Below are 23,869 nucleotides of genomic sequence, written 5' to 3'. Positions count from 1 at the left end.
CGCGCGCAATCCAGTCGGTGAAACAAAATGCCGGGGGATGTCTGATGACAGAGGGCATGATCGTTCCCACGCTCTGCGTGGGAACCCAGCCCGTGACGCTCTGCGTCACAAGAGCGGACGCGGGGCGTCCAGGGAGGCATTCCCACGCTGTGGGAGCCGGATTCATCCGCGAAGCTTTTGGCGATGTCGAGATCGCTTCGCGGATAAATCCTGCTCCCACAAGTGAGAGCGCAGTATGGCTGATTACGCGGGGTGGCTCACTTCACGCAACGGCTTGCCCCGCACCGGGGCGTCGCCCGCCACGTGGTAAGGCGCGGTGCTGCGTGGCAGCGGCTGGCGGCCACGGATCTTGTCGGCGATCTTCTCGGCGATCATGATCGTCGGCGCGTTCAGGTTGCCGGTGGTGATGATCGGCATGATCGACGCATCGACCACGCGCAGGCCCTGCATGCCATGCACGCGCCCTTGGCCGTCGACCACTGCCATCTCGTCGGTGCCCATCTTGCACGAGCAGGACGGGTGGAACGCGGTCTCGGCGTGTTCACGGATGAACTTGTCGAGTTCCTCGTCGGTCTGCACCTCGATCCCCGGGCTGATCTCACGACCCCGGTAGGCGTCCAGCGCCGGCTGGGCCATGATTTCGCGGGTCAGGCGGATGCCGTCGCGGAATTCCTGCCAGTCCTGCTCGGTAGCCATGTAGTTGAACAGGATGCTCGGATGCTGGCGTGGGTCCTTGGACTTGAGCTGCACGCGGCCACGACTTGGCGAGCGCATCGAGCCCATGTGCGCCTGGAAACCGTGTTCCTTCACGCCGTTGCTGCCGTTGTAATTGATGGCGACCGGCAGGAAGTGATACTGGATGTTCGGCCATTCGAACTCTTCGCGGGTACGGATGAAACCGCCGGCCTCGAACTGGTTGCTGGCGCCGATACCGGTACCGTTGAACAGCCATTCGGCACCGATCGCCGGCTGGTTCCACCACAGCAGCGATGGGTACAGCGACACCGGCTGGGTGCAGGCGTACTGCAGGTACAGCTCGAGGTGATCCTGCAGGTTCTCGCCGACGCCCGGCAGGTCATGCACCACCGGGATATCCAGGCTTTCCAGCAGCTTGCGCGGGCCGACGCCGGAACGTTGCAGCAGTTGCGGCGAAGCGATCGCGCCACTGCAGACGATGACTTCCTTGCGGGCACGGGCTTCGACGCGCTCTTCGGCCGAACCCACCAGGTAACGCACGCCGACGGCACGCTTGCCTTCGAACAGGACCTTGTCGGTCAGGGCGTGGGTGACGATGGTCAGGGTCGAGCGCTTCTTGGCGATATCCAGGTAACCGCGGGCGGTGCTGGAGCGACGGCCGTTCGGCGTGACGGTACGGTCCATCGGACCGAAGCCTTCCTGCTGGTAGCCGTTGAGGTCCTCGGTGCGCGGGTAGCCGGCCTGCACACCGGCCTCGACCATGGCGTGGAACAGCGGGTTGTTGCCGGCCTTGGGCGTGGTCACGCGGACCGGGCCTTCGCCACCGTGGTAGTCGTTGGGGCCGATGTCACGGGTTTCCGCCTTGCGGAAATACGGCAGGCAGTCCAGGTAGCTCCAGTCTTCCAGGCCGGGCAGCTTGGCCCAGCCGTCATAGTCCATGGCGTTGCCGCGGATGTAGCACATGCCGTTGATCAGCGAGGAGCCGCCCAGGCCCTTGCCGCGGCCACATTCCATGCGGCGGCCGTCCATGTGCGGCTCCGGATCGGTCTCGTAGGCCCAGTTGTAGCGCCGGCCCTGCAGTGGGAAGGCCAGGGCGGCGGGCATCTGGGTGCGGAAGTCGAAGCGGTAGTCGGGGCCACCGGCCTCGAGCAGCAGGACGGTGACGCCGGCGTCTTCGGTCAGGCGGGTGGCGATGGTGTTACCGGCCGAACCGGCACCAACGATGATGTAGTCGTATTCTTGGGACATGAAATGCACTCCCTCTCTTTGAAGTGGGTCAGGTCGCGTCAGCCGGGCTGCCACTCGATTGTGGCGAGGGAGCTTGCTCCCGCTCGGCTGCGCAGCAGCCGCAAGGTCTGCGACCGGGGTTTGTCTGGATGGACGCGGTGCCTGGAGTTGGGGCTGCCTGGCAGCCCAGCGGGGGCAAGCCCCCTCGCCACGAGGGCCAACTCAGGGGGCGCGGCGTTTTAGAACACCGAGGCGTAGTCGCCCAGCTCGACCTGAACCGATTTGATGCGAGTGAAGTTGTTCAGCGAACTGATGCCGTTCTCACGGCCAACGCCCGACTGCTTGTAGCCACCGACCGGCATCTTCGCGTCGGATTCGCCCCAGGCGTTGATCCAGCAGATACCGGCTTCGAGCTGGTGAATCACGCGGTGGGCGCGGTTCAGGTCCTTGGTCACCAGGCCGGCGGCCAGGCCGAAGTCGGTGTCGTTGGCACGACGGATCACTTCTTCCTCGGTCTCGTAGGTGAGGATGCTCATCACCGGGCCGAAGATTTCCTCGCGGACGATGGTCATGTCGTCGGTGCAGTCGGTGAACACGGTGGGCGCGACATAGGCACCGTTGGCGAACTCGCCACCCAGGCGCTCGCCGCCGCACAGCAGGCGGGCACCTTCTTCCTTGCCCTTGGCGATGTAGCCCAGCACGCTTTCCATGTGGGCGAAGCTGACCAGCGGACCGAAGTTGGTGTTCTCGTCTTCCGGGTTGCCGACGCGGATGCGGGCGACGCGCTCGACGATCTTGGCTTCGAAGGCGGCTTTCAGGTGGCTCGGTACGAACACGCGGGTACCGTTGGTGCAGACCTGGCCGGAGCTGTAGAAGTTGGCCATCATCGCGGTATCGGCGGCGCGATCCAGGTCGGCGTCGTCGAAGATGATCAGTGGCGACTTGCCGCCCAGTTCCATGGTCACGTCCTTGAGCGACGAGCTGGAGGCGCTGGCCATGACCTTCTTGCCGGTGTCGGTGCCGCCGGTGAAGGAGACTTTCTCGATGCGCGGGTGCTCGGTCAGCCAGGTGCCGACTTCGCGGCCACTGCCGGTCAGGACGTTGAACACGCCGGCAGGCAGGCCGGCTTCGGTGTAGATCTCGGCCAGCTTCAGGGTGGTCAGCGAGGTGACTTCGCTCGGCTTGAAGATCATCGCGTTACCGGCGGCCAGGGCCGGGGCGGATTTCCACAGGGCGATCTGGATCGGGTAGTTCCAGGCGCCGATACCGGCGACCACGCCCAGTGGTTCGCGGCGGGTGTAGACGAACGACGTGGTGCGCAGCGGAATCTGCTCGCCTTCGATCGCCGGAACCAGGCCCGCGTAGTATTCCAGTACGTCGGCACCGGTGACGATGTCGACATAACGGGTTTCGGAGTAGGCCTTGCCGGTGTCCAGGGTTTCCAGCACGGCCAGTTCGTCGTTGCGCTCACGCAGGATCTCCACGGCGCGACGCAGGATGCGCGAACGCTCCATGGCGGTCATGGCGGCCCAGATCTTCTGGCCTTTCTCGGCACTGACCACGGCGCGCTCGACGTCTTCCTTCGTCGCACGCTGCACTTTGGCGAGAACTTCACCGTTAGCCGGGTTGATGGCATCGAACGTGGCATCGCTGCCCGCGTCGGTGTAGCCGCCGTCAATGTAGAGTTTTTGCAGTTCGAAACGGGCCATAGTGTCCTCGCAAGTGCATGAGTGATTGACGTGACCGCCGGGCGCGCCATGAATCTATGGCAACGCCGGTCGACAGTCGTTCAGGGGCCGAGCGGTTCTCTGTGCTCTAGCGCTCCTGTTTCGCCAGTTGCAAATCCATGTATTCGTAAGCAATCCGTTGCGCCTGCGCGGTGTCGAAAGCGTCTCCCGACAGCGCGCCGCGCAACCACAAACCGTCGATCAACGCTGCCAGTCCCCTTGCCGCGCTACGTGCCGTGGAAACCGGCAGGACGCGACGGAACTGGTAGCACAGGTTGGAATACAGGCGGTGATCGTTGATCCGCTGCAACCTGTGCAAAGACGGGTGGTGCATGCTGGCGGCCCAGAAGGCCAGCCAGGTTTTCATTGCAGGGCCATTGACCTGGCTGGCGTCGAAGTTGCCTTCGATGATCACCTGCAGATGCGCCCGTGGGCTGCCATCTGCCAACGCCTGGCGGCGCGTGGCGACGTTCTCGCTGAGGGCATTCATCAGGTACTGCATCGTGGCAGCGATCAGGCCGTTCTTGTCCTGAAAGTAGTGACTGATGATGCCATTCGAGACACCGGCCAGACGGGCAATCAGCGCAATGCTGGCGTCCCCCATTCCGACCTGATCGACGGCCTGCAGGGTGGCTTCGATCAATTGCTGGCGGCGTATGGGTTGCATACCGACCTTGGGCATCGTGCAGCTCTCCTTAGGCCCTCCGGCAGACGTGTCACGGCTACCGGCATGGGGCCAGTCTATTTTGTTTTGATTGAACGTTCAATCAACAAAGAATAAGATCTGCGACAAATCGTCGCTGCCAAAAGGGTTTTTCCCACATGTAGCTGACGGAAAAACGACCTCCGAAAAAACACCGAACCTGCGGGGTAGACACTCTGCGCAGGCCAGGACGGACATTGCGAACAGGCACGAAAGGCACCCGGCAGCACGGCAACGTCTTGCACAAGGTCCTGCGCACCGGTTCAGGCGCAATCCACGCAAGTTCGATTTTTTCGGGGTGTCTTTATATCACCCGTCGGTCGGCTGCCACCAAACCGATTGGCCGGGTTCCGTGTTGCCTTGTGTCTTTCTCTCGCACTGCCTGGAGCATCTGTGCAATGAGTTCTGCCTCTCTTATAAAGACCCCCGCCGAAAAGGTGCGGGTCAACGGTTGGGTGTTCTACACCTCGACCGCACTGATACTGCTGCTGACCGCCATCCTGATCATCGCCCCGCAAGAGGCCGGCAAAATGCTCGGCGTGGCGCAGGCCTGGCTGTCGCGCAGCTTCGGCTGGTACTACATGCTGGTGATCGCCGCCTACCTGGTGTTCGTCATCGGCCTGGCGTTCTCCTCCTATGGCAAGTTGAAACTGGGCTCCAAGCAGGACACCCCGGACTTCAGCTACGGCGCCTGGGCGGGCATGCTGTTCTCCTCGGGGATCGGGATCTCGCTGCTGTACTTCGGTGCTTCCGAGCCGCTGGACCATTTCTTCAACCCGCCGCAGGGCACGCCCGGCAGCAACGAGGCCGCGCGCCAGGCGCTGCAACTGACGTTCCTGCACTGGGGCCTGCATGGCTGGGCGATCTACGCCCTGGTCGGCCTGGCGGTGGCGTACTTCGCCTACCGGCATAACCAGCCGCTGGCGCTGCGCTCGGCGTTGTACCCGCTGGCGGGTGAACGCTGGGTCAAGGGTGCGGCGGGGCATGCGGTGGACGGCTTCGGCATGTTCGTCACCCTGCTGGGCCTGGTGACCAACCTGGGCATCGGCTCGATGCAGGTGTCTTCCGGCCTGGAAAACCTGTTCGGCATGCAGCACAGCAACACCAACCTGCTGATCGTGATCATCGTCATGAGCACCGTGGCGACCATCGCCGCGGTGTCGGGTGTGGAGAACGGCATTCGCCGCCTGTCCAACCTGAACATCGTGCTGTTCAGCGGCCTGCTGATCTTCGTGCTGCTGTTCGGCCCGACCCTGCACCTGCTCAACGGCTTCGTGCAGAACATCGGTGACTACCTCAACGGCGTGGTGCTCAAGACCTTCGACCTCTACGTCTACGAAAACAACGCCGAGAAATCCGACCGCTGGCTGGGCCTGTGGACCCTGTTCTACTGGGCGTGGTGGATCTCCTGGGCGCCATTCGTGGGCATGTTCATCGCGCGTATTTCCCGTGGTCGTACCGTGCGTGAACTGGTCGCCGGCGTGTTGCTGATCCCGTTGGGCTTCACCCTGGCCTGGCTGTCGATCTTCGGCAACTCGGCGCTGGACCTGGTGATGAACCACGGTGCCGCGGAGCTGGGCAAGACCGCCCTGGAACAGCCTTCGATGGCGATCTACCAGTTGCTGGACTTCTACCCGGCGGCCAAGGTGGTGATCGGTGTGTCGATCTTCGTGGGGTTCGTACTGTTCCTGACCCCGGCCGACTCCGGCGCGGTGATGATGGCCAACCTTTCGTGCAAGGGCGGCCAGGTCGACGAGGACGCCCCGCACTGGCTGCGGATCTTCTGGTCGGTGGTGATCACCCTGGTGACCATCGGTCTGTTGTTCGCCGGTAACTTCGAAGCCATGCAGACCATGGTGGTACTGGCGGGCCTGCCGTTCTCGGTGGTGCTGGTGTTCTTCATGTTCGGCCTGCACAAGGCGATGCGCCAGGACGTGCAGATCGAGGATGAACAGGCCGAACTGGCGGCCCGCGGTCGTCGCGGTTTCAGCGAGCGCCTGAGCCAGCTGGACCTGCAGCCGACCCAGGCGATCGTGCAGCGCTACATGGACAAGCAGGTTACCCCGGCGCTGGAAGAGGCCGCGGCGCAATTGCGCAACCTGGGCCTGTCGGTACAGACGCAACTGGGCAAGTCCAAGAGCCTGATCGGCCTGCGGGTGGAAATGGAGGAGGGCAATCCCTTCGTCTATGAAGTGAGCCTGGACGGCTACCTGGCGGCGCCCAGCGAATCGGCGCAGGTCGAGGGTGGCGAGAGCGAAGTGCGGACCCGCTACTACCGCGCCGAGGTCTACCTGCACAACGGCAGCCAGGAATACGACCTGATGGGCTTCACCCGGGAACAGATCACCCGTGACGTGCTCGATCAGTTCGAAAGCCATCGGCAGCTCCTGGGCCGGGTCTACAGCTGAGGTTTGGGCGGTGTACGCGTTGCACCGCCCTCGCCCTCCTCAAGGACTGAAAGGTTCCATGTGGCGAGGGGGCTTGCCCCCGTTCGGCTGCGAAGCAGTCGCAAAATCGGTTGCCGCGTTCTGACATGTGGCGAGGGGGCTTGCCCCCGTTCGGGTGCTAAGCAGCCGTAAAATCGGTTGCCGCGTTCTGACTGATATAGCGCGATTACCGGTTTTGGGGCCGCTCTGCGGCCCAGCGGGGGCAAGCCCCCTCGCCACCGGGTGGATGGACACCTCGCCACTGGATGGACCCCTCGCCACAAACGAACGCCAGAAACAGGAACGCCGCGAGAGTCTCGCGGCGTTCCTGTTTCTGGCTTAGCCCAGGTTCTTGCCGAGCAACGCGTGATACAGCTCGCTGTCGCCGAGAATCCCCACCACCCGGTTGTTGTCGTGCAGCACCAGCTTGTTGCCGGTCTGGTAGCGGATCTGCAGGGCGTCGCGCATGCCGATGTTCGAGTCCACCAGGGTCGGCGTACGCCCCAGGGTTTCCACCGCCTGGCCCTGGACCCAGCTCTGCAGGTTCAGGCTGGAGCCGTTCTGGCGGGCGCCCTTGATCGTGTTGCCTTCTGCCAGGTCGATCCACGAGTCGACGCCCGGATCGATGCACACCGAACCGTTGACGCGCTTGCAGTTGTCCAGGCTGCGCATCAGGCTGCGGCCGCACAGGACGTTGAGCGGATTGGTATGGGCGACGAAGGTCCGCACATAGTCATCCGCCGGGTTGAGCACGATGTCCTCGGGCTTGCTGTACTGGATGATCCGGCCGTCCTTCATGATCGCGATGCGGCTGCCGAGCTTCAGGGCCTCGTCGAGGTCGTGGCTGACGAACACGATGGTTTTCGCCAGCTTGTTCTGCAGGGTCAGCAGCTCGTCCTGCAGGCCCTGGCGGATCAGCGGGTCGAGTGCCGAGAACGGTTCGTCCATCAGCAGGATGTCGGCGTCCATCGCCAGCGCGCGGGCCAGGCCGACGCGCTGCTGCATGCCGCCGGAGAGTTCGTCGGGCTTCTTGTTGCGCCACTGCGCCAGGCCCACCAGTTCGAGCTTCTCGTCCACCAGCTTGCGTCGTTCCTTTTCCGGACGACCCTGCATCTCCAGGCCGAAGCTGATGTTTTCGCGCACCGTCAGCCAGGGCATCAGGGCGAATTTCTGGAACACCATGGCGATGCGCTTGGTGCGCATCATCTTCAGTTCGGCGGGCGTGCAGGAGGCGATATCGATCTGCCGGCCTTCATGCTCGACGAACAGCTGGCCGCGGCTGACGGTGTTCAGGCCGTTGATGCAGCGCAGCAGGCTGGACTTGCCGGAGCCGGAGAGCCCCATCAGCACGCAGATTTCGCCTTTCTCGATTTCCAGGCTGGCATTCTCGACGCCGACGATCTGGCCGGTCTTCTTCAGGATCTCTTCGCGCTTGAGGCCCTTGTCCAGCAAGGCCAGGGCTTCGCGCGGGTTCTTGGAGAAGATAACGTCTACCTTGTCGAAGCGAATGATGCTCATGCGTCCCCCTTGACCTGTGCGTCGGGTTGTTTGCAGATACGGTCGAGCATGATTGCCAGCAATACGATCGCCAGGCCGGCTTCGAAGCCCAGGGCGATATCAGCGGTGTTCAGTGCGTTGACCACGGGTTTGCCCAGGCCGTCAGCGCCCACGAGCGCGGCGATCACCACCATCGACAACGACAGCATGATGCACTGGGTGATGCCGGCGGCGATGCTCGGCATGGCATGGGGCAGTTCGATACGGGCGAGCAGTTGGCGGCGCGAGCAGCCGAAGGCCTTGCCGGCGTCCATCAGTTCCTGCGGTACGTCCTGGATGCCCAGGTAGGTGAGGCGGATCGGCGCGGCGATCGCGAACACCACGGTGGAAATCAGCCCGGGGACCACGCCCAGGCCGAACAGGGTCAGGGTGGGGATCAGGTACACGAAGGTCGGTACCGTCTGCATCAGGTCGAGCACCGGACGCATCAAAGTATAGAACATCGGTTTGTGTGCGGCGACGATGCCCAGCGGCACGCCGATAACCACGCAGACCAGGGTGGCGAACATCACCTGGGCGAGGGTTTCCATGGTTTCCTGCCAGTACCCCAGGTTGAGGATCAGCAGGAAGGACGCGACGACGAAGGCGGTCAGGCCCCATTTGCGCTGGATCAGGTGGGCGATCAGCGCGATCAGCGCGATCAGTGCCAGTGGATTGAACCAGGCCAGCGCGAACGTCACGCCGTGGATCATCGTTTCCAGTGTCGAAGCGATCGCATCGAAATAGTTGGCACCGTGTTTGGTCAACCATTCAACGAAGGCAGCGATGTACTGGCCCAGGGGAATTTTCTGTTCAGTCAGCATGGTATCGAACGTCCACATGCAGGGAAATAAATGCCGGTCCGGGCGGGCGGACCCGCCCGGAGGTGGCGGTTATTGCGCGAGCTTGGCTTTCACGGCTTCCAGGCCGGGTTTTCCGTCAATGGTGGTCACGCCAGCCAGCCAGGTATCGAGTACCTGTGGGTTCTTTTGCAGCCAGGCCTTGGCTGCGGCTTCAGGTTTCATCTTGTCGTCGAGGATGTTGCCCATCAGCGAGCTTTCCATGTCGACGGTGAATTCCAGGTTCTTCAGCAACTGGCCGACGTTGCTGCATTCCTGCACATAGCCCTTGCGGGTGTTGGTCAGCACGGTGGCAGCCCCGAAGTCCGGGCCGAAGAAGTCGTCGCCGCCGGTCAGGTACTGGATCTTGAAGCGCTTGTTCATCGGGTGCGGCGCCCAGCCGAGGAAGACCACGGCGGTGTCGCGTTTCTGTGCGCGATCGACCTGCGAGAGCATGCCGGCCTCGCTGGATTCGACGACCTTGAAGCCGGCGTCCTTCAGGCCGAAGGCGTTCTTGTCGATCATGCTCTGGATCAGGCGGTTGCCGTCGTTGCCCGGCTCGATGCCGTAGATCTTGCCGTCCAGCTCCTTCTTGAACTTGGCGATGTCGGCAAAGTCGTGCAGGCCCTTGTCATACAGCGCCTGGGGCACGGCCAGGGTGTACTTGGCGCCCTTGAGGTTGGTGCGCACGGTGTCCACGGTACCGGCGTCGCGGTAGGCCTTGATGTCGTTTTCCATGGTCGGCATCCAGTTGCCGAGGAACACGTCCATGTTCTTGCCGTCGGCCAGGGACTTGTAGGTCACCGGTACGGAGATCATCGTGGTCTTGGTCTTGTAGCCGAGGGCTTCGAGGACGACGCTGGTGGTGGCGGTGGTGGCGGTGATGTCGGTCCAGCCGACATCCGAGAAGTTCACGGTGCTGCATTGTGCCGGCTCTGCGGCCTGGGCCAGCAGGGGGAGACTCAGCATGGCGGCCAACAACAACGAGGGGGAACCTTTCATCGGGGTAGACTCCTATCAGTTTTTTTCTTGGCAGTGTCCAAAGGGACGATTGCGCTTAATTGTTCTGTTGCGGTTGGAGGCGTCGAGGACAGCTCTACCCCGGTGCCTTGCAATCGAGTCGGGATTGATCATGTACCAGCCTGAAAATGTCGCCTACGGGGTGCGTCGTATCCAGTACAGGGGGGGTCGCATCCAGTGTCGATGAGGTCGCTTACAGACTTTTCGTCCGTTTTTTCCGTCCCGTGAACGCAAAAAAACCGCGAAAAAAGCCTCCCGGCGGCGTCTGGCGTTGTTGGACAAGATTGCGTCGGTGCGAGACGTCGAAGGCGATTTCAAAAGGCTGATGATGTTTTCATCCCGGCGGATTGCGACTTCAGCGTAGCAGTCCCGCCACCGGGCGCCTGGCCGCCCGGATCCCGTATCCAGAGGACTTCGCAGTCATGGCAATCAGTGTGTTTGACCTGTTCAAGATCGGCATCGGCCCCTCCAGCTCGCACACCGTGGGGCCCATGCGGGCGGCGGCGCTCTTCGTGCAGGCGCTGCGCGAGCGCGGTCTGCTGGAACAGGTCCGGCGCGTCGAGGTGCAGTTGTATGGTTCGCTGTCGGCCACCGGTATCGGTCATGGCAGCGACACCGCGGTGATCATGGGGCTGATGGGCGAGTGGCCGGACGCGATCGATCCGTCGCAGATCGGCCTGCGCATCGCCACCTTGCGTGAAACCGACACCCTGCTGCTCGACAACCGCCTGCCGGTGCCTTTTGTCTGGTCGCGGGACATGCTGCTGCTCGACGAGAACCTGCCATTCCACCCCAACGCCATGACCCTGGTGGTGTTCGGCGATGACGGCGAGTTGCACCGTGACACCTATTATTCGGTCGGCGGCGGATTTGTCGTCGATGAGGCGCAGGCTTCCAGCGGCGTGGCGGACATGGACAGCACGGTGCTGCCTTATGAGTTCTCCAGCGCGGTCGAGCTGCTCGAGCTGTGCCGCAAGCACAACCTGCGCGTGGCTGAATTGATGATGGCCAACGAGCGGGTCTGGCGTTCGGAGGACGAGATCCGTGCCGGGCTGATGAAGCTCTGGCGGGCGATGCAGGATTGCGTGGAGCATGGCCTGCAGCATGAGGGCATCCTGCCAGGCGGGCTGAACGTACGCCGTCGCGCGGCGAAGTTGCACCGCAGCCTGCAGGAACTGAACAAGCCGAACGTGATCGGCTCGACCCTGAGCGCGATGGAGTGGGTCAACCTGTTCGCCCTGGCCGTCAACGAAGAGAACGCCGCCGGCGGGCGCATGGTAACGGCACCGACCAATGGCGCGGCGGGGATTATCCCGGCGGTGCTGCACTATTTCATGAAGTTCAGCGAGGCGGTGACCGACGCCAACGTCGTCGACTTCTTCCTGGGCGCGGCGTCGGTCGGCATCCTGTGCAAGAAGAATGCATCGATCTCCGGTGCCGAGGTCGGCTGCCAGGGTGAGGTCGGTTCGGCCTGTGCGATGGCGGCAGCCGGTCTGGCCGAGATTCTGGGGGCGACTCCGGAGCAGCTCTGCAACGCGGCGGAAATCGGCCTGGAGCACAACCTCGGACTGACCTGCGACCCGGTTGGCGGGCTCGTCCAGGTGCCATGCATCGAGCGCAACGCGATTGCCGCGGTGAAGGCGATCAACGCCGCGCAGATGGCCCTGCGCGGTGACGGCCAGCATTTCATTTCCCTCGACCGGGTGATTCGCACCATGCGTGATACCGGGGCCGACATGCATGACAAATATAAGGAGACTTCGCGGGGTGGGTTGGCGGTCAGCGCGGTGGAGTGCTGATCTTTTAGCGGTGCGCCGGTTCGCGGATGAATCCGGCTCCCACAAGGACCCGCTCGATATTCCGTGGCGGCGGGCTTGCTCGCGAATGCGAATAAGCCGGGGCGCCAGTCCGCGTGCTCCCACAGGTTTTTGGCGTCCACAATATTTATGCTCGCCGCACCCATTGTGGGAGCCAGCTGTCTTTGATCCATCGCTGACAAGTGGCAGAACAGGTTCTCAGAAAGTACGGCAGACACCGCAGAACCGTGGGAGCCGGATTTATCCGCGAATACGTCAGTCGCCTCCCCACAGACTGAAAACGGTGCACTAATCGCCCATCCACCCGCTCTCGCGCCACCTTTTGGCGCGTCGCAAACAGATAACTGGGCCGTTGCCGCCCGCCTTGTCGGCAACGTGTCCCTGGTGCCTTTTCGCGTGCCTGCGGTGACACTCGCATGCAGCGCTCCTCTCGCCCGAAACACAAGTGCTACCGATCTGCTCAACTCCCTTGGGCAGGCCGCCTGCGGCAGTTTCCACGGCCTAGAACCCATACTCCCGGCAAGGGCTATTCAGACAGGTCGCGATGTCGTTTTCAGGAGTTATTGAATACACATTCAAGTTTCGGCATGGCAATTGCTCTGTCATGACAAAGCGCCTTTTCCCACAGGGAACAAGAGCCATAAAACAAGAGCCTCCGCCTGAGGCCATAACCCGCTTTGTGTGAGGAGATATCGCGATGACGTCGTTCAACTCCGGGGCCCAGCCTCAGAACCGTGCGCCTCAGTCCATCGGCTTCCTGCTGCTGGACAATTTCACGCTCATTTCCCTGGCTTCCGCGGTCGAACCGCTGCGCATGGCCAACCAGTTGTCCGGTCGGGAGCTGTATCGCTGGACCACCCTGAGCGTCGACGGCGGGCAGGTCTGGGCCAGCGACGGTCTGCAGATCACGCCTGATGCGGCCATGCACAAAGCCCCGGCGATGGACACCGTGATCGTCTGCGGTGGCATCGGTATCCAGCGCACCGTCACTCGCGAACACGTCTCCTGGTTGCAGGGCCAGGCCCGCCAGTCCCGCCGCCTTGGCGCGGTGTGCACCGGCAGCTGGGCACTGGCCTGTGCCGGCCTGCTCGACGGCTTCGATTGCAGCGTGCACTGGGAATGCCTGGCGGCGATGCAGGAAGCCTTCCCCCGGGTGGCCATGAGCACCCGGTTGTTCACCCTCGACCGCAACCGCTTCACCAGCTCCGGCGGCACCGCACCGTTGGACATGATGCTGCACCTGATCAGTCGTGATCACGGTCGCGAGCTGTCGGCGGCGATCTCCGAGATGTTCGTCTACGAGCGCATCCGCAACGAACAGGACCACCAGCGTGTGCCGCTCAAGCACATGCTCGGCACCAACCAGCCGAAGCTGCAGGAAATCGTCGCGCTGATGGAGGCCAACCTGGAAGAGCCGATCGACCTCGACGAACTGGCGGTCTACGTCTCCGTATCGCGCCGGCAGCTGGAGCGGCTGTTCCAGAAATACCTGCACTGTTCGCCATCGCGCTACTACCTCAAGCTGCGCCTGATCCGTGCGCGGCAGTTGCTCAAGCAGACGCCGATGTCGATCATCGAGGTCGCCTCGGTCTGCGGCTTCGTTTCCACGCCGCACTTCTCCAAGTGCTACCGCGAGTACTTCGGCATTCCACCGCGCGACGAGCGCGTTGGCTCCAATACCGCCCAGCAGGTGGCAATGATGCCGATCCCGCAGGCCATGGTCCTGGCACCTTTGTCCGGACCGATGTCGGCCCTGAGCCAGGCGCGCAACGAGTCCACGTTCGCCAGCGTGCGCCTCTAGAGCCGCTTCCTGAAGTACACCACGCGCTCGGTTTCCTCGAAGCCGAGCGCGTGGTGCAGTGCCTGGCTGACCAGGTTGTCCAGGCTGGTGTCCGAGGCCAGCTCCAGGCAGTCGAGCGTTTTACCCCACTGGGCGACGTGTTCGATCAGTTGCTGGGCCACGCCCCGACGACGATGATCCGGGGCGACATAAATCCCTTCGAGAAATACCACGGGCGAGCTTTCGGTACCGTTGACGTAGTCGTGCCGCAATGAAGCCTCGGCCAGCCCGATGACGGCATCGTCGGCCGCCCGTGCCAGCCAGCAACCGTAACGCCGGGGTTCGGCGAGTATCTGCCGGATTTCGCCCTGGTGGTCGTCCGTGGCGCAATCGGGCCACAGCTGCTGGCGTAATCGCAGCCAGTCGGAGAGCCCGGCGAGTGAGCCGGGCATGATGCGGATCATGAGAACCTGCCTGTGCCAGTCAAGTGGAGACTGGCCATCATCGCAGGAACAGGATGGCTCAGGCGCGTTTTTGCTGTTGGTACTCGGCCAGCGCTGGCAGCAGTTGCTTGTCGATCGCCTGGCGGACGGCCGGCAGGATCGTTGCGCTGCTGGTGTACATTTCCTTGACCATCTTGCGCAGCGCGTAGGCACGGGCGTCATCCAGGCCGCGTACGGCATGCTCGCACGCCTGTTCGGCGGTGGCGCCGCTGGGCACCTGCAGGCCGAGGGACTTGAGTTGGCCCAACAGGTCTTCCTGGTCAATCAGATCTGCGTACATCATGGCGCTTTTCCTATTCAGGGCTGTTCGTGTCTCGATTCTGGTAGGCCGTGGGAGTGTCGGCAAGGACAGATTGTCGCGATGTCATAGATGCCTATGAACATGTCGTTTTCGGCAAAGTCGGGGCCTGGACGAATCGGCAAACTGGCTCCAGCTAGGCCAGTCGACGGTTTGGTCACCTTCTCGACGCCACTGCTGAAGACACTCTCTCACCTCGATCCTGTCACGGCTTGATCGGGGTTTTTTTTGCCTGTGTTTTGTCAGTGGGTACGCGTGTTCGCTGATCGCCAGCAAGCCGGCTCCCACAGGGGGGGATGGGGCTCCGGTTTCCCGGGGCAGTCCAGGGTTTACATTGCACATCTGCCATGCATGTTCCTGTGGGAGCCGATCGCCAGCAAGCCGGCTCCCACAGGGTTGGATGGGGCTCCGGTTTCCCGGGGCAGTCCAGGGTTTGCATTGCACATCTGTCATGCATGTTCCTGTGGGAGTCGGCTTGCTGGCGATGGCCGCACCGCCGATCTAACGCTGCAACACCAGGATTCGCGACAGCAATTCATCGCGATCGATGTAGCAACCCTGGAAATGTCGCGCTCCGCTGGCCGGGTCGAAGGCGTTGCGCGCGTGCAGCGTGCGACGGTTGTCGAAGCACCACAGCTGGCCCGGCTCGAGCCGCCGCACCAGGCGAAAACGCGCTTCGCGGGTCATGGCGATGAAGCGCCGGTAGGCGCCGTACAGCACCGGCATCTGCGCCACCGAGGCGTCGAACGGCCCGCGCAGGAAGTTCGCCATGCGCACTTCGCTGACCTGGCCGAGGCTGTCCAGGGCGATCACCGGAGCCAGACAGCGGTAGTCGCTGTGGCGGTCCTTGTTGCGAAACTCGACGGGGATCTCGCACAGCGCCCGGAACGCCGCCGGGTCTTCCTGGCGCAGGGCATCGGCAATGGCAAAACCGTCGACGAAGATGCTCTCGCCGCCTTCGGCATCATTGACCAGGCAGTGCAGGAACTGCAGCCCCGGTTGCAGCTCGCGGGTCGGCAGGTCGCTGTGCAGGGGCAGGTTGAAGGCGGTGTAGGCGTTGCTGTCGGCGTCGGCCTTGGACTGCACGTTGAACAGCACGCCGAAGTTGGTCTGGCGGATGAACGAGATCAGTTTCGCCACCTCCGCCAGCGTACCGGGCTCGGTGGGCACGCCACGGACCTGGGTCAGGCCGGTGTCGCGCAGGGCCAGCAACCATTGCAGCAGCACCTGCGGGTCGCTCTTGAGCTCGGCGTAGTCGAACACCGGCAGTTCCAGTCGATTGTCCCACAGCCGGCTTTTCGGCTTGCCGGCCTGGCGTTCGGCCCGCGAGGCGTCGTCATAGGCATGGGCACGCAGCCAGCCCGGGTCGAAGCGGCTGGCGTGGCCGTCCTGCCAGTCGATGCACAGGCAGCCGCTGGCGTCGATGTGCACCGCGGCCGGTACCAGATCCTCGGGCACATCGACGATCTCCAGTACCTGCTCGCGGGTCACCGTATAGACACACTGCGCGCACGGGCAGTTGTCGCGCAGCCAGGGGTGGTGGAAGGGGCTGACCCGGCCATCGGCCCAGCTCACCCGGACCTGGTCCGCCAGCGGTTGCACGGCGGTCAGGGCACTGATCAGTGGATAACTGCGGTAGTCGGCAAAAGCGGCGGCGGTGTTCACGGTGAGCTCCTTGTCGTTGTGGGGTTACTTCTTGCCTGGCAGCCCGATCACCCGGCCGATGTACTCGGGCAGCGGCAGCTCGGCCTGTTCCTCGAGCAGGGCCTGCAGGCGCTCCAGCACTGCGGTGCTGAACGGTGCCGAGCGCGGGCCGGCGAGGTCGACGTGGAGCAGCATCTGCTCGTTGCCGGCCAGTTCCTTGTCGCCGCCCACCAGGTGCAGGCTGTGGTAGAGGTGCAGGCGCTTGGCGTCATGGGCGAGGATTTGCGTGTGCACCTCGACCTGGGCGCCGAGCTTCACCTCGTGCAGGTAGTTCAGGTGCAGTTCCAGGGTGAACAGCGAACTGCCGGTGGCTTCGCGGTTGTCGCTGTCCAGGCCCAGGCGGTCCATCAGCGCATCGGTCGCGTAGCTGAAGATCAGCAGGTAGAAGGCATCGCGCAGGTGGCCGTTGTAGTCGACCCAGTCGGGGATGACGGTGGTGGTGTAGGTGGTGAGGTGGGGCATGTGCAGGCTCTACGAAGGCTTGGGGCTGATGAGACCTGTGGCGAGCGGGCTTGCCCGCGCTCGGCCGCACAGCGGCCGTGACCCGGGAAACACGTACCCCCTGAAAGGACGCATTCTCCGGTGTTGGGACTGCTGCGCAGTCCAGCGCGGGCAAGCCCGCTCGCCACAGGGTGGTGGGTTCATTGCTGACAGGGCAGTCGGTTCTCTACTCGCTGAAACTCATGCCGTGCTTGGCCTTGGTGTTCTTCACCGCCTCCAGCACCGCCAGCAGGCAGTCATCACGATAGCGCTCCAGCGCCGAAATGCTGTGCTTGCCCAGTTGTTCGCGGGTGCCCTCGACCACATCGTCGATCAGCTGGTCGGTCAGCTCCGGCGCCGGCAGGTAGGTCCATGGCAGTTGCAGCGCCGGGCCGAACTGGGCCATGAAGTGGCGCATGCCGGCATCGCCACCGGCCAGGGTGTAGGTCAGGAAGGTACCCATGAACGACCAGCGCAATCCGGCACCAAAGCGGATCGCATCGTCGATTTCGCCGGTGCTGGCGACGCCATCGTTGACCAGGTGCAGCGCCTCGCGCCACAGCGCTTCGAGCAGGCGGTCGGCGATGAAGCCGGGCACTTCCTTGCGCACGTGCAGTGGGCGCATGCCGAGCGATTCATAGACCCCGATCGCTGCCTGCACGGCCTCCGGGGCGGTCTGCTTGCCGCCGACCACTTCCACCAGCGGCAGCAGGTATACCGGGTTGAACGGGTGGCCGACCACGCAGCGCTCCGGGTGGGTGGCGCCTTCGTAGAACTCACTGGGCAGCAGGCCCGAGGTGCTGGAACCGATCAGGGCATTGGGCTTGGCGGCGGCGCTGATCCTGGCGTGCAGTTCCAGTTTCAGCTCCAGGCGCTCCGGGGCGCTTTCCTGGATGAAGTCGGCGTCTTTCACGCACTCCTCGATGGTCGCGACGAAGCGCAGCCGGTCCTGTGAAGCGCCGGGAGCCAGGCCCTGTTTCTCCAGGGCGCCCCAGGCGTTGGCGATGCGCTTGCGCAGGGCCGCCTCGGCACCGGGGGCCGGGTCCCAGGCGATCACGTCGAGGCCGTGGGCGAGGGCACGGGCGACCCAGCCGCTGCCGATGACACCGCTGCCGAGGGCAGCGAAGGTTTTGATTTCGGTGATAAAGCTCATGGCAATGTCCTGAGTATGTACGTGAACCTGTAGGAGCCGGCTTGCTGGTGATCCGCCGAAGGCGGCCATTCCCAGGCGTTTGCTGCGCCAGTGAAAGGGCTATCGCCAGCAAGCCGGCTCCCACAACTGCGGTTGAGGTTTCAAGTCCGGTGTATCAGCCGCGCCGGGTCAGGCCCATCTTCGCCCGGCCCTCGGCCGGGGTCAGGACGCGGGCGCCGAGGCGGCTGAGGATTTCCGTGGCGCGTTCGACCAACTGGCCGTTGGTCGCCAGTACGCCCTTGTCCAGCCACAGGTTGTCTTCCAGGCCGACCCGCACGTTGCCACCGAGCAGCACCGCTTGCGCCGCCATCGGCATCTGCATGCGGCCGATACCGAAGCCGGCCCAGACCACGTCCGGCGGCAGGTTGTCGACCATGGCCTTCATGGTCGTGGTGTCGGCCGGGGCGCCCCAGGGGATGCCCAGGCACAGCTGGAACAGCGGGTTGTCCAGCAGGCCTTCCTTCATCATCTGCTTGGCGAACCAGAGGTGGCCGGTGTCGAAAATCTCCAGCTCGGCCTTCACACCCAGTTCCTGGATGCGCTTGGCGCCAGCGCGCAGTTGCGCCGGGGTGGAGACGTAGATGGTGTCGCCGTCGCCGAAGTTGAGGGTGCCGCAGTCCAGGGTGCAGATTTCCGGCAACAGTGCCTCGACGTGCGCCAGGCGGGTCAGCGGGCCGACCAGGTCGGTGTTGGGGCCGAACTCCATGGGGTTCTCGCCGGCACCGATTTCCAGGTCGCCGCCCATGCCGGCGGTGAGGTTGACGATGATATCGACGTCCGCCTCGCGGATGCGCTCCATCACTTCGCGGTACAGCGCCACGTCGCGGCTGAACTTGCCGGTCTCGGGATTGCGCACGTGGCAGTGCACCACCGTGGCACCGGCCTTGGCCGCCTCGACGGCGGCAGCGGCGATCTGCTTGGGCGTGACCGGGACGTGCGGGCTCTTGGCGGTGGTGTCGCCAGCACCGGTGAGTGCGCAGGTGATGATGACGTCGTGGTTCATGGTGCGGGTTCCTTACAGGCGTGGTGGTTCACACCGCAGCCAGTGGGGCTGCGGTAGATAGGGGGCGTTGGGTTACTGGCTGGTCAGTTGCAGGTTCTCGGCGGCCGGACGGCCATCGAAAGTGGTCACCCCCTGCAGCCAGCGGGCCTTGTCCTGCGGGTGATCCTTGAGCCACTGGCGGGCCGATTCGAGGGCGTCCTTGTGGTCGAGCAGCGGCTGCATCATCCGGCTCTCGTCCGCGGCACTGAACGTCAGGTTGGTCAGCAGCCGGTTGATGTTCGGGCATTGCTCGGCATAGGTGGGCGAGGTCACGGTCCACACCGTCGCCATGCCTTCATTCGGGCCAAGGGCGTCCTCGCTGCCGGTGAGATAGGTCATCTGCACGTTGACGTTCATCGGGTGCGGTGCCCAGCCAAAGAACACCACCGCCTCCTTGCGGCGCACGGCGCGGTCGACGGCAGCGAGCATGCCGGCTTCGCTGGACTCCACCAGCTGGAACTTGCCAAGGCCGAACTGGTTCTTGGCGATCATCGCCTTGATCTGGGTATTGGCGCCCGAGCCGGGTTCGATGCCATAGATCTTGCCGCCCAACTCCTTCTCGAACCTGGCGATGTCGGCGAAGCTCTTCAGGCCCTTGTCGGCCAGGTAGGTGGGCACGGCCAGGGTCGCGCGGGCGTCCCTGAGGCTTGGCTCTGCCAGGACCTTGACTTGCCTGGCGTCGACGAACGGGGTGATGGTCTGGGTCATCAGCGGGTTCCAGTAGCCGAGGAACAGGTCCAGGCGCTGGTCGCGGATGCCGGCGAAGATGATCTGCTGGGAGGCGCTGGTCTGCTTGACCTGGTAGCCGAGGCCTTCGAGCAACACCTGGCTCATGGCGCTGGTGGCGATCACGTCGGTCCAGTTGACCACGCCGAGGCGGACGTTCTGACAGGAGGCCTGGTCGGCGGCCATCACGCTGGTGCTCAGGAACGCGGCGCCGGAGAGTGCGAGTGCACAGCGGCTGATCAGTCGTTTCATGCGGGTTTCCTCGGCAGGTCGTTATTGTCGGTTCCGGTGTCTGGTGCGCCGGTGATGCTCAAGTTACGCAGCCTGGCTTATCTGAAAACGCACTACGGCGACCGACTCTTGCACTGCGGCGACCCACCCCCTTGTAGCCAATCCCGAACTGGCGTATCACAGCGACAACGCTACCCGTCTTGCGAGTGCGCTCCATGTCCCAGGATCTCTACTTCTTGTTGATGCCGGGTTTCTCGGCGATGGGCTTCATCTCGGCGATCGAGCCGCTGCGGGTGGCCAATCGCTTCCGTGGCGAGCTGTATCGCTGGCATGTGCTGAGTGCCGATGGCGGGGCGGTGCTGGCGAGCAATGGCATGTCGGTCAACGCTGACGCGGCGCTGGAGCCCTTGAAGAAGGGCGCGACCTTGCTGGTGGTCGCCGGCTTCGAACCATTGAAATTCGTCACTCCGGCACTGGAGCACTGGTTGCGCCGCCTGGACGGCGAAGGCGTCACGCTTGGGGGGATCGACACCGGCAGCGTGGTGCTGGCCGAAGCTGGCCTGCTCGAAGGTCACCGGGTGACGTTGCACTGGGAGGCGCTGGAAGCGTTCAAGGAGTCCTATCCGCAGTTGGAAGTGACCCAGGAACTGTTCGAGATCGACCGTCGGCGCATCACCTGCGCCGGTGGCACGGCGTCGATCGACATGATGCTCGACCTGATCGGCCAGGCCCATGGTCCGGAGCTGGCGATCCAGGTATCGGAGCAGTTCGTGCTCGGGCGCATTCGCCCGCGCAAGGACCACCAGCGGATGCAGATCGCCACGCGCTACGGCATCAGCAACAAGAAGCTGGTGCAGGTGGTCGGGGAGATGGAGCAGCACATGGAGCCGCCGTTGAGCACGCTGGAGCTGGCGCAGTCGATCAAGGTCACCCGGCGCCAGCTGGAGCGGCTGTTCCGCCTCTACCTCAAGGACACGCCGAGCAATTTCTACCTGGGTCTGCGCCTGGAGAAGGCCCGGCAGTTGCTGCACCAGACCGACATGAGCGTGCTGGAGGTGAGCATCGCCAGCGGCTTCGAGTCGCCGTCGTACTTCACCCGCAGCTACCGGGCCCGGTTTGCCCGCTGTCCGCGCGAGGACCGGCGGGTGCTCAAGGCGTAGCGGTATCCTGTGGGAGTTCCAGGGGCTGTGCAGGGCTTAAGGCCCATTCGCGGATGAATCCGGCTCCCACAAGTGTTCGCACCGTGCATGAATCCTGCGAACGACGCCGGCACTGTGGGAGCCGGATTTATCCGCGAACGCGCCCTTGCTATCGCCAAAGGCTTCGCGGATGAATCCTGCTCCCACAAAACACCGCGGCGCAGGCGTTACTTCTTCAGCAGCGCCGCGCAGGCCGTCTTGTAGGCCTCGTGCTGATACTTGTTCAGCGTGTCCGGCAGCTCGAAACCGTGCTTCTTGTGCTGGGCGTTGAGGGTCTGCGGGGACAGCAGCGTCACTTCGCAGTTGTCGAGCAGTTGCACGATGCCCTCGATCTTGAAGGTGGTCGGCCCGCCGGCGAATTCGCCTTTCTTGCTGCGTTTCTTGATGGCGATGCGAGTGATGCCATTGGCCTCGACGAACGCTCGCAACTGGCTGGCGAAGGCCTTGACGTTGCCTGCTTCGTCATCATCGTCCAGGGCGATCTTCTTGATGGCGACAGCCAGGTGTGCCGGCGTTGCATCCCGCAGGGTGGCGAGGGCGAAGATGGCTTCGCTGCCCTTGATTTCGATACCGCAGATAGTCATGTGAGTCCTTTGGGGGATTTGGCCTGGCGGTGTTTACAGTTCCAACTGATCAGCCCTGATGCCAAATGCCACGGCAATCTTTTCACGGGTCGCCTTGCGCGGCTTGGCCACGGCTTCCTGCTGGGCATAAGCCGGTTGTGAGATACCCATGCGCCTGGCCACTTCATCCTGGGTCAGGTCCAGGTATTCGCGCCAGGCTCGAATCGGGGTGGCACCGTCGACGATACGACTGACCACTTCATGGGGAATCAGGTCCGGTTCGGCCTGCTGTGCGACGTAACTGGCATAGGGGATCACCACGAAGGCAGGTTGTCCGTTGGCGTCATTGATGATCTGGACGTCAGTAGGTACGTTCATCACGCTTTTTTACCTCTTGTACGCTGACGATTTTCAAGGTGCCTTCCCAGTCGAACAGAACCCGGTACTGGCCGACCCGCATTCGGTACCCATAGCCGTGATGAGTCAGTTTCTTCACGTCGCCCACGTCAGGCATGTTGCTGAGCATCGTCACCGCATCGCGAATGTGGATCTGATGCTGGATGTGGATTTTCAGCAGTTGCTTGACCGCCTTGCGTGTCCAGAAAATCGTGTTCATGGAGAAATATAAGTCTTTTTATAAGAAAAGCGAATATTTACTTATATTTTCTCCCGGCAATAACCCGATAAGCTTTTCCCGATGTTGCCTCCCGGGTGGGCCGGTCAATGCATGCTTTTACGCAAGTCCAGCATGATCTTGTCGAAATCGTCGACCCGGATGATACCCAATCGGGGGAACTCGAAGTCGAGAATCACGTAGAGCACGCAGACCATCACCAGCGCATAGCCGAAGATGTGCAGCCAACTGTGCCGGGCGGTACCGGCCATGCCGTAGCCGATGAACAGCGCGCTGACCTGGGTCAGGGCGATCAGCATCAGGTAGATGATCAGTGGCGGGTGGGTTTCCAGGGCCACGTTGCGGGTGGTGGTGATGTCGATCATCTCGTTCAGTGCCTGTAGCAGACTGACGCCCAGGGTGGGGGTCGGCATCTGCTGCAGGCCGGCGATCGCCTGTCTCCAGATATCCTGTTGCAGGGCATTGGCCCGGGCGCTTTCGCGGCTGGCCAGGTCGATGTCGGTCAGATCGCGGTAGTAGGCGATGCGCGCGTCCAGGTAGTCGCGAAAGGCCTGGCGCAACGCCGGTTGGCTGGCCGGCGGCAGCAGGTCCAGGCGTAGCCAGGCGGTGCCCATGGCGTTGGTTTCCTCGACGATCAGCGTACGCCGGGTGTCCATGCGCGTGGCTGCGCCGGAGAAGGTGAAGGCGATCAGCAGTGCCAGCAGGCCGAACACCGCGCCTTCGATGGCGCCGACACCGGTGCGTGCACCGTCCGGATCGGCGGCCAGATGACGGGCACCGACCCGCCGGCCGACTTCGATGAACAGCACGATGGCGATGAAAATGAGCAGGGCATACAGCGGAATGGCTGAGAGTGAGCGCATACGAAAATCCTCTGATTATCGTGGTCGACTCGCCTGTACAGCCGGTTCAGGGCGGGAGTGGTTGCCTATCAGTTAAGTTTCGTCGCGAGGCTTGTCAAGCCGCGGGCCGCAAACGGCCAGCCCGGGCCGGGCACCGACCTGTCGATGCCCGTGAGCGTCATTCCTGCAGCAGCGATTCGAGGAATTCCGACCGTTCGTCGCTCTTGCTCGCCAGGCAGTCGTTCAGGTCGATGTTGTATTGCTTGCTGCCGATCTTGGCCGGCAGCGGCGCGATGGCGCAGTCGGCGTCGCGCGACTGGGTCCAGAGCTGTTGTGCCTTTTGCAGACGGGCGGTGATGTCGGTCTGCTCGGCTTTCTTGCTCGCGTATTGCGACGTCACCCGGTCCAGCAGGGACTGGAAATTGTCCTTGAGCAGCTGATCGGCGGTGTTCTTGTTGTAGGTGGCGCATTCCAGGGTCTGCTGGTCGTCCGCAACGGCATCGCACGGCGAGTTGTCGGCGTCTTCCGCCGCATGCACACCCACGCTGACAAGGGCCAAGGCCAGGAAAATCGATTTCATCACGGCGTCCTGAAGCTGATAGGAAAACGGTAGGCGGCAATTCTGTCTCAAGCCGAATGCAAAGAATAGTCGTACAACGATAAGTGCTGGAGCCTACTGTCTTG

General features: G+C 63.3%; 22 protein-coding genes. 4 read left to right on the top strand and 18 right to left on the bottom strand.

Annotation, left to right across the window (positions count from 1 at the left end; genetic code table 11):
- Window positions 1-243: 243 nt before the first annotated feature.
- The 3 genes from betA to betI form a co-directional block, all read right to left on the bottom strand.
- A complete protein-coding gene (gene betA / locus HU752_RS30360) occupies window positions 244-1,944 on the bottom strand; it encodes a choline dehydrogenase (RefSeq protein WP_186684521.1) in 1,701 nt (566 codons plus the stop codon).
- A gap of 218 nt (window positions 1,945-2,162) precedes the next feature.
- Window positions 2,163-3,632, bottom strand: coding sequence for a betaine-aldehyde dehydrogenase (betB, locus tag HU752_RS30355; RefSeq protein ID WP_186684514.1), 1,470 nt, complete (start codon window positions 3,630-3,632; stop codon window positions 2,163-2,165).
- 106 nt (window positions 3,633-3,738) lie between these two features.
- A complete protein-coding gene (betI, locus tag HU752_RS30350) occupies window positions 3,739-4,332 on the bottom strand; it encodes a transcriptional regulator BetI (RefSeq protein ID WP_186684512.1) in 594 nt (197 codons plus the stop codon).
- 476 nt (window positions 4,333-4,808) lie between these two features.
- Here betI and HU752_RS30345 point away from each other — a divergent pair, with 476 nt between their 5' ends.
- Complete coding sequence (locus HU752_RS30345; RefSeq protein WP_225920199.1) at window positions 4,809-6,761, top strand: BCCT family transporter; 1,953 nt, start codon at window positions 4,809-4,811, stop codon at window positions 6,759-6,761.
- Window positions 6,762-7,118: 357 nt separating this feature from the next.
- Here HU752_RS30345 and choV read toward each other — a convergent pair whose 3' ends face one another.
- The 3 genes from choV to HU752_RS30330 form a co-directional block, all read right to left on the bottom strand.
- Window positions 7,119-8,297, bottom strand: a complete 1,179-nt coding sequence (choV, locus tag HU752_RS30340; protein WP_186684508.1) for a choline ABC transporter ATP-binding protein — start codon at window positions 8,295-8,297, stop codon at window positions 7,119-7,121.
- Entirely contained in the window at window positions 8,294-9,139 is an 846-nt protein-coding gene (gene choW, locus HU752_RS30335; RefSeq protein ID WP_186684506.1) for a choline ABC transporter permease subunit, read from the bottom strand. Before choW ends, choV begins: the two co-directional genes overlap by 4 nt.
- 69 nt (window positions 9,140-9,208) lie before the next feature.
- Window positions 9,209-10,156, bottom strand: a complete 948-nt coding sequence (locus tag HU752_RS30330; RefSeq protein ID WP_186684504.1) for a choline ABC transporter substrate-binding protein — start codon at window positions 10,154-10,156, stop codon at window positions 9,209-9,211.
- A gap of 440 nt (window positions 10,157-10,596) precedes the next feature.
- On the opposite strand from HU752_RS30330, the gene HU752_RS30325 reads away from it, so the two are divergent.
- Both HU752_RS30325 and gbdR read left to right on the top strand, forming a co-directional pair.
- Window positions 10,597-11,973, top strand: coding sequence for an L-serine ammonia-lyase (locus tag HU752_RS30325; protein WP_186684502.1), 1,377 nt, complete (start codon window positions 10,597-10,599; stop codon window positions 11,971-11,973).
- Window positions 11,974-12,688: 715 nt separating this feature from the next.
- The gene (gene gbdR, locus HU752_RS30320) at window positions 12,689-13,792 is read left to right on the top strand and encodes a choline metabolism transcriptional regulator GbdR (RefSeq protein WP_017902435.1); all 1,104 of its coding nucleotides are present in this window, start codon (window positions 12,689-12,691) and stop codon (window positions 13,790-13,792) included.
- Here the strand turns inward: gbdR and aac(6') are convergent.
- From aac(6') to choX, 7 genes are all read right to left on the bottom strand, one after another.
- Window positions 13,789-14,232: an aminoglycoside 6'-N-acetyltransferase gene (gene aac(6') / locus HU752_RS30315; protein ID WP_367616545.1), complete on the bottom strand. Its 444-nt coding sequence runs from the start codon at window positions 14,230-14,232 to the stop codon at window positions 13,789-13,791. The two genes, gbdR and aac(6'), sit on opposite strands and share 4 nt — an antisense overlap.
- 61 nt (window positions 14,233-14,293) lie before the next feature.
- Window positions 14,294-14,557, bottom strand: a complete 264-nt coding sequence (locus HU752_RS30310; protein ID WP_186684491.1) for a hypothetical protein — start codon at window positions 14,555-14,557, stop codon at window positions 14,294-14,296.
- Window positions 14,558-15,073: 516 nt separating this feature from the next.
- Window positions 15,074-16,237 carry a gamma-butyrobetaine dioxygenase gene (locus HU752_RS30305; protein WP_186684489.1) on the bottom strand — a complete coding sequence of 388 codons (1,164 nt, stop codon included), beginning with the start codon at window positions 16,235-16,237 and terminating at the stop codon, window positions 15,074-15,076.
- Between the two features lie 24 nt (window positions 16,238-16,261).
- Complete coding sequence (locus tag HU752_RS30300; RefSeq protein WP_186684487.1) at window positions 16,262-16,738, bottom strand: thioesterase family protein; 477 nt, start codon at window positions 16,736-16,738, stop codon at window positions 16,262-16,264.
- A gap of 205 nt (window positions 16,739-16,943) precedes the next feature.
- Window positions 16,944-17,909, bottom strand: a complete 966-nt coding sequence (locus HU752_RS30295) for an L-carnitine dehydrogenase (protein WP_186684485.1) — start codon at window positions 17,907-17,909, stop codon at window positions 16,944-16,946.
- A 154-nt stretch (window positions 17,910-18,063) separates the two neighbouring features.
- Window positions 18,064-18,951 carry a 3-dehydrocarnitine:acetyl-CoA trimethylamine transferase CdhC gene (gene cdhC / locus HU752_RS30290; protein ID WP_186684483.1) on the bottom strand — a complete coding sequence of 296 codons (888 nt, stop codon included), beginning with the start codon at window positions 18,949-18,951 and terminating at the stop codon, window positions 18,064-18,066.
- A 72-nt stretch (window positions 18,952-19,023) separates the two neighbouring features.
- On the bottom strand, window positions 19,024-19,968 hold the full coding sequence (gene choX, locus HU752_RS30285; RefSeq protein ID WP_186684481.1) for a choline ABC transporter substrate-binding protein: 945 nt from the start codon (window positions 19,966-19,968) through the stop codon (window positions 19,024-19,026).
- 194 nt (window positions 19,969-20,162) lie between these two features.
- Between choX and HU752_RS30280 the strand changes: the two genes are divergently transcribed.
- Window positions 20,163-21,107 carry a GlxA family transcriptional regulator gene (locus HU752_RS30280; protein WP_186684474.1) on the top strand — a complete coding sequence of 315 codons (945 nt, stop codon included), beginning with the start codon at window positions 20,163-20,165 and terminating at the stop codon, window positions 21,105-21,107.
- A 206-nt stretch (window positions 21,108-21,313) separates the two neighbouring features.
- Here HU752_RS30280 and HU752_RS30275 read toward each other — a convergent pair whose 3' ends face one another.
- The 5 genes from HU752_RS30275 to HU752_RS30255 all read right to left on the bottom strand — a co-directional run bounded on the left by HU752_RS30275 (window position 21,314) and on the right by HU752_RS30255 (window position 23,765).
- Window positions 21,314-21,730, bottom strand: coding sequence for a DUF3010 family protein (locus HU752_RS30275; RefSeq protein ID WP_186684472.1), 417 nt, complete (start codon window positions 21,728-21,730; stop codon window positions 21,314-21,316).
- Window positions 21,731-21,763: 33 nt separating this feature from the next.
- The gene (locus tag HU752_RS30270) at window positions 21,764-22,087 is read right to left on the bottom strand and encodes a helix-turn-helix domain-containing protein (protein WP_186684470.1); all 324 of its coding nucleotides are present in this window, start codon (window positions 22,085-22,087) and stop codon (window positions 21,764-21,766) included.
- On the bottom strand, window positions 22,071-22,325 hold the full coding sequence (locus HU752_RS30265) for a type II toxin-antitoxin system RelE family toxin (protein WP_186684468.1): 255 nt from the start codon (window positions 22,323-22,325) through the stop codon (window positions 22,071-22,073). The genes HU752_RS30270 and HU752_RS30265 overlap by 17 nt, the downstream gene beginning before the upstream one ends.
- 104 nt (window positions 22,326-22,429) lie before the next feature.
- Window positions 22,430-23,206 carry a bestrophin-like domain gene (locus tag HU752_RS30260; protein ID WP_186684466.1) on the bottom strand — a complete coding sequence of 259 codons (777 nt, stop codon included), beginning with the start codon at window positions 23,204-23,206 and terminating at the stop codon, window positions 22,430-22,432.
- Window positions 23,207-23,363: 157 nt separating this feature from the next.
- Entirely contained in the window at window positions 23,364-23,765 is a 402-nt protein-coding gene (locus tag HU752_RS30255) for a lysozyme inhibitor LprI family protein (protein ID WP_186684464.1), read from the bottom strand.
- Between the last annotated feature and the right edge of the window lie 104 nt (window positions 23,766-23,869).

Source organism: Pseudomonas vanderleydeniana (genome assembly GCF_014268755.2).
GTDB lineage: Bacteria > Pseudomonadota > Gammaproteobacteria > Pseudomonadales > Pseudomonadaceae > Aquipseudomonas > Aquipseudomonas vanderleydeniana.
This window is presented reverse-complemented; position numbering and strand designations above follow the sequence as displayed.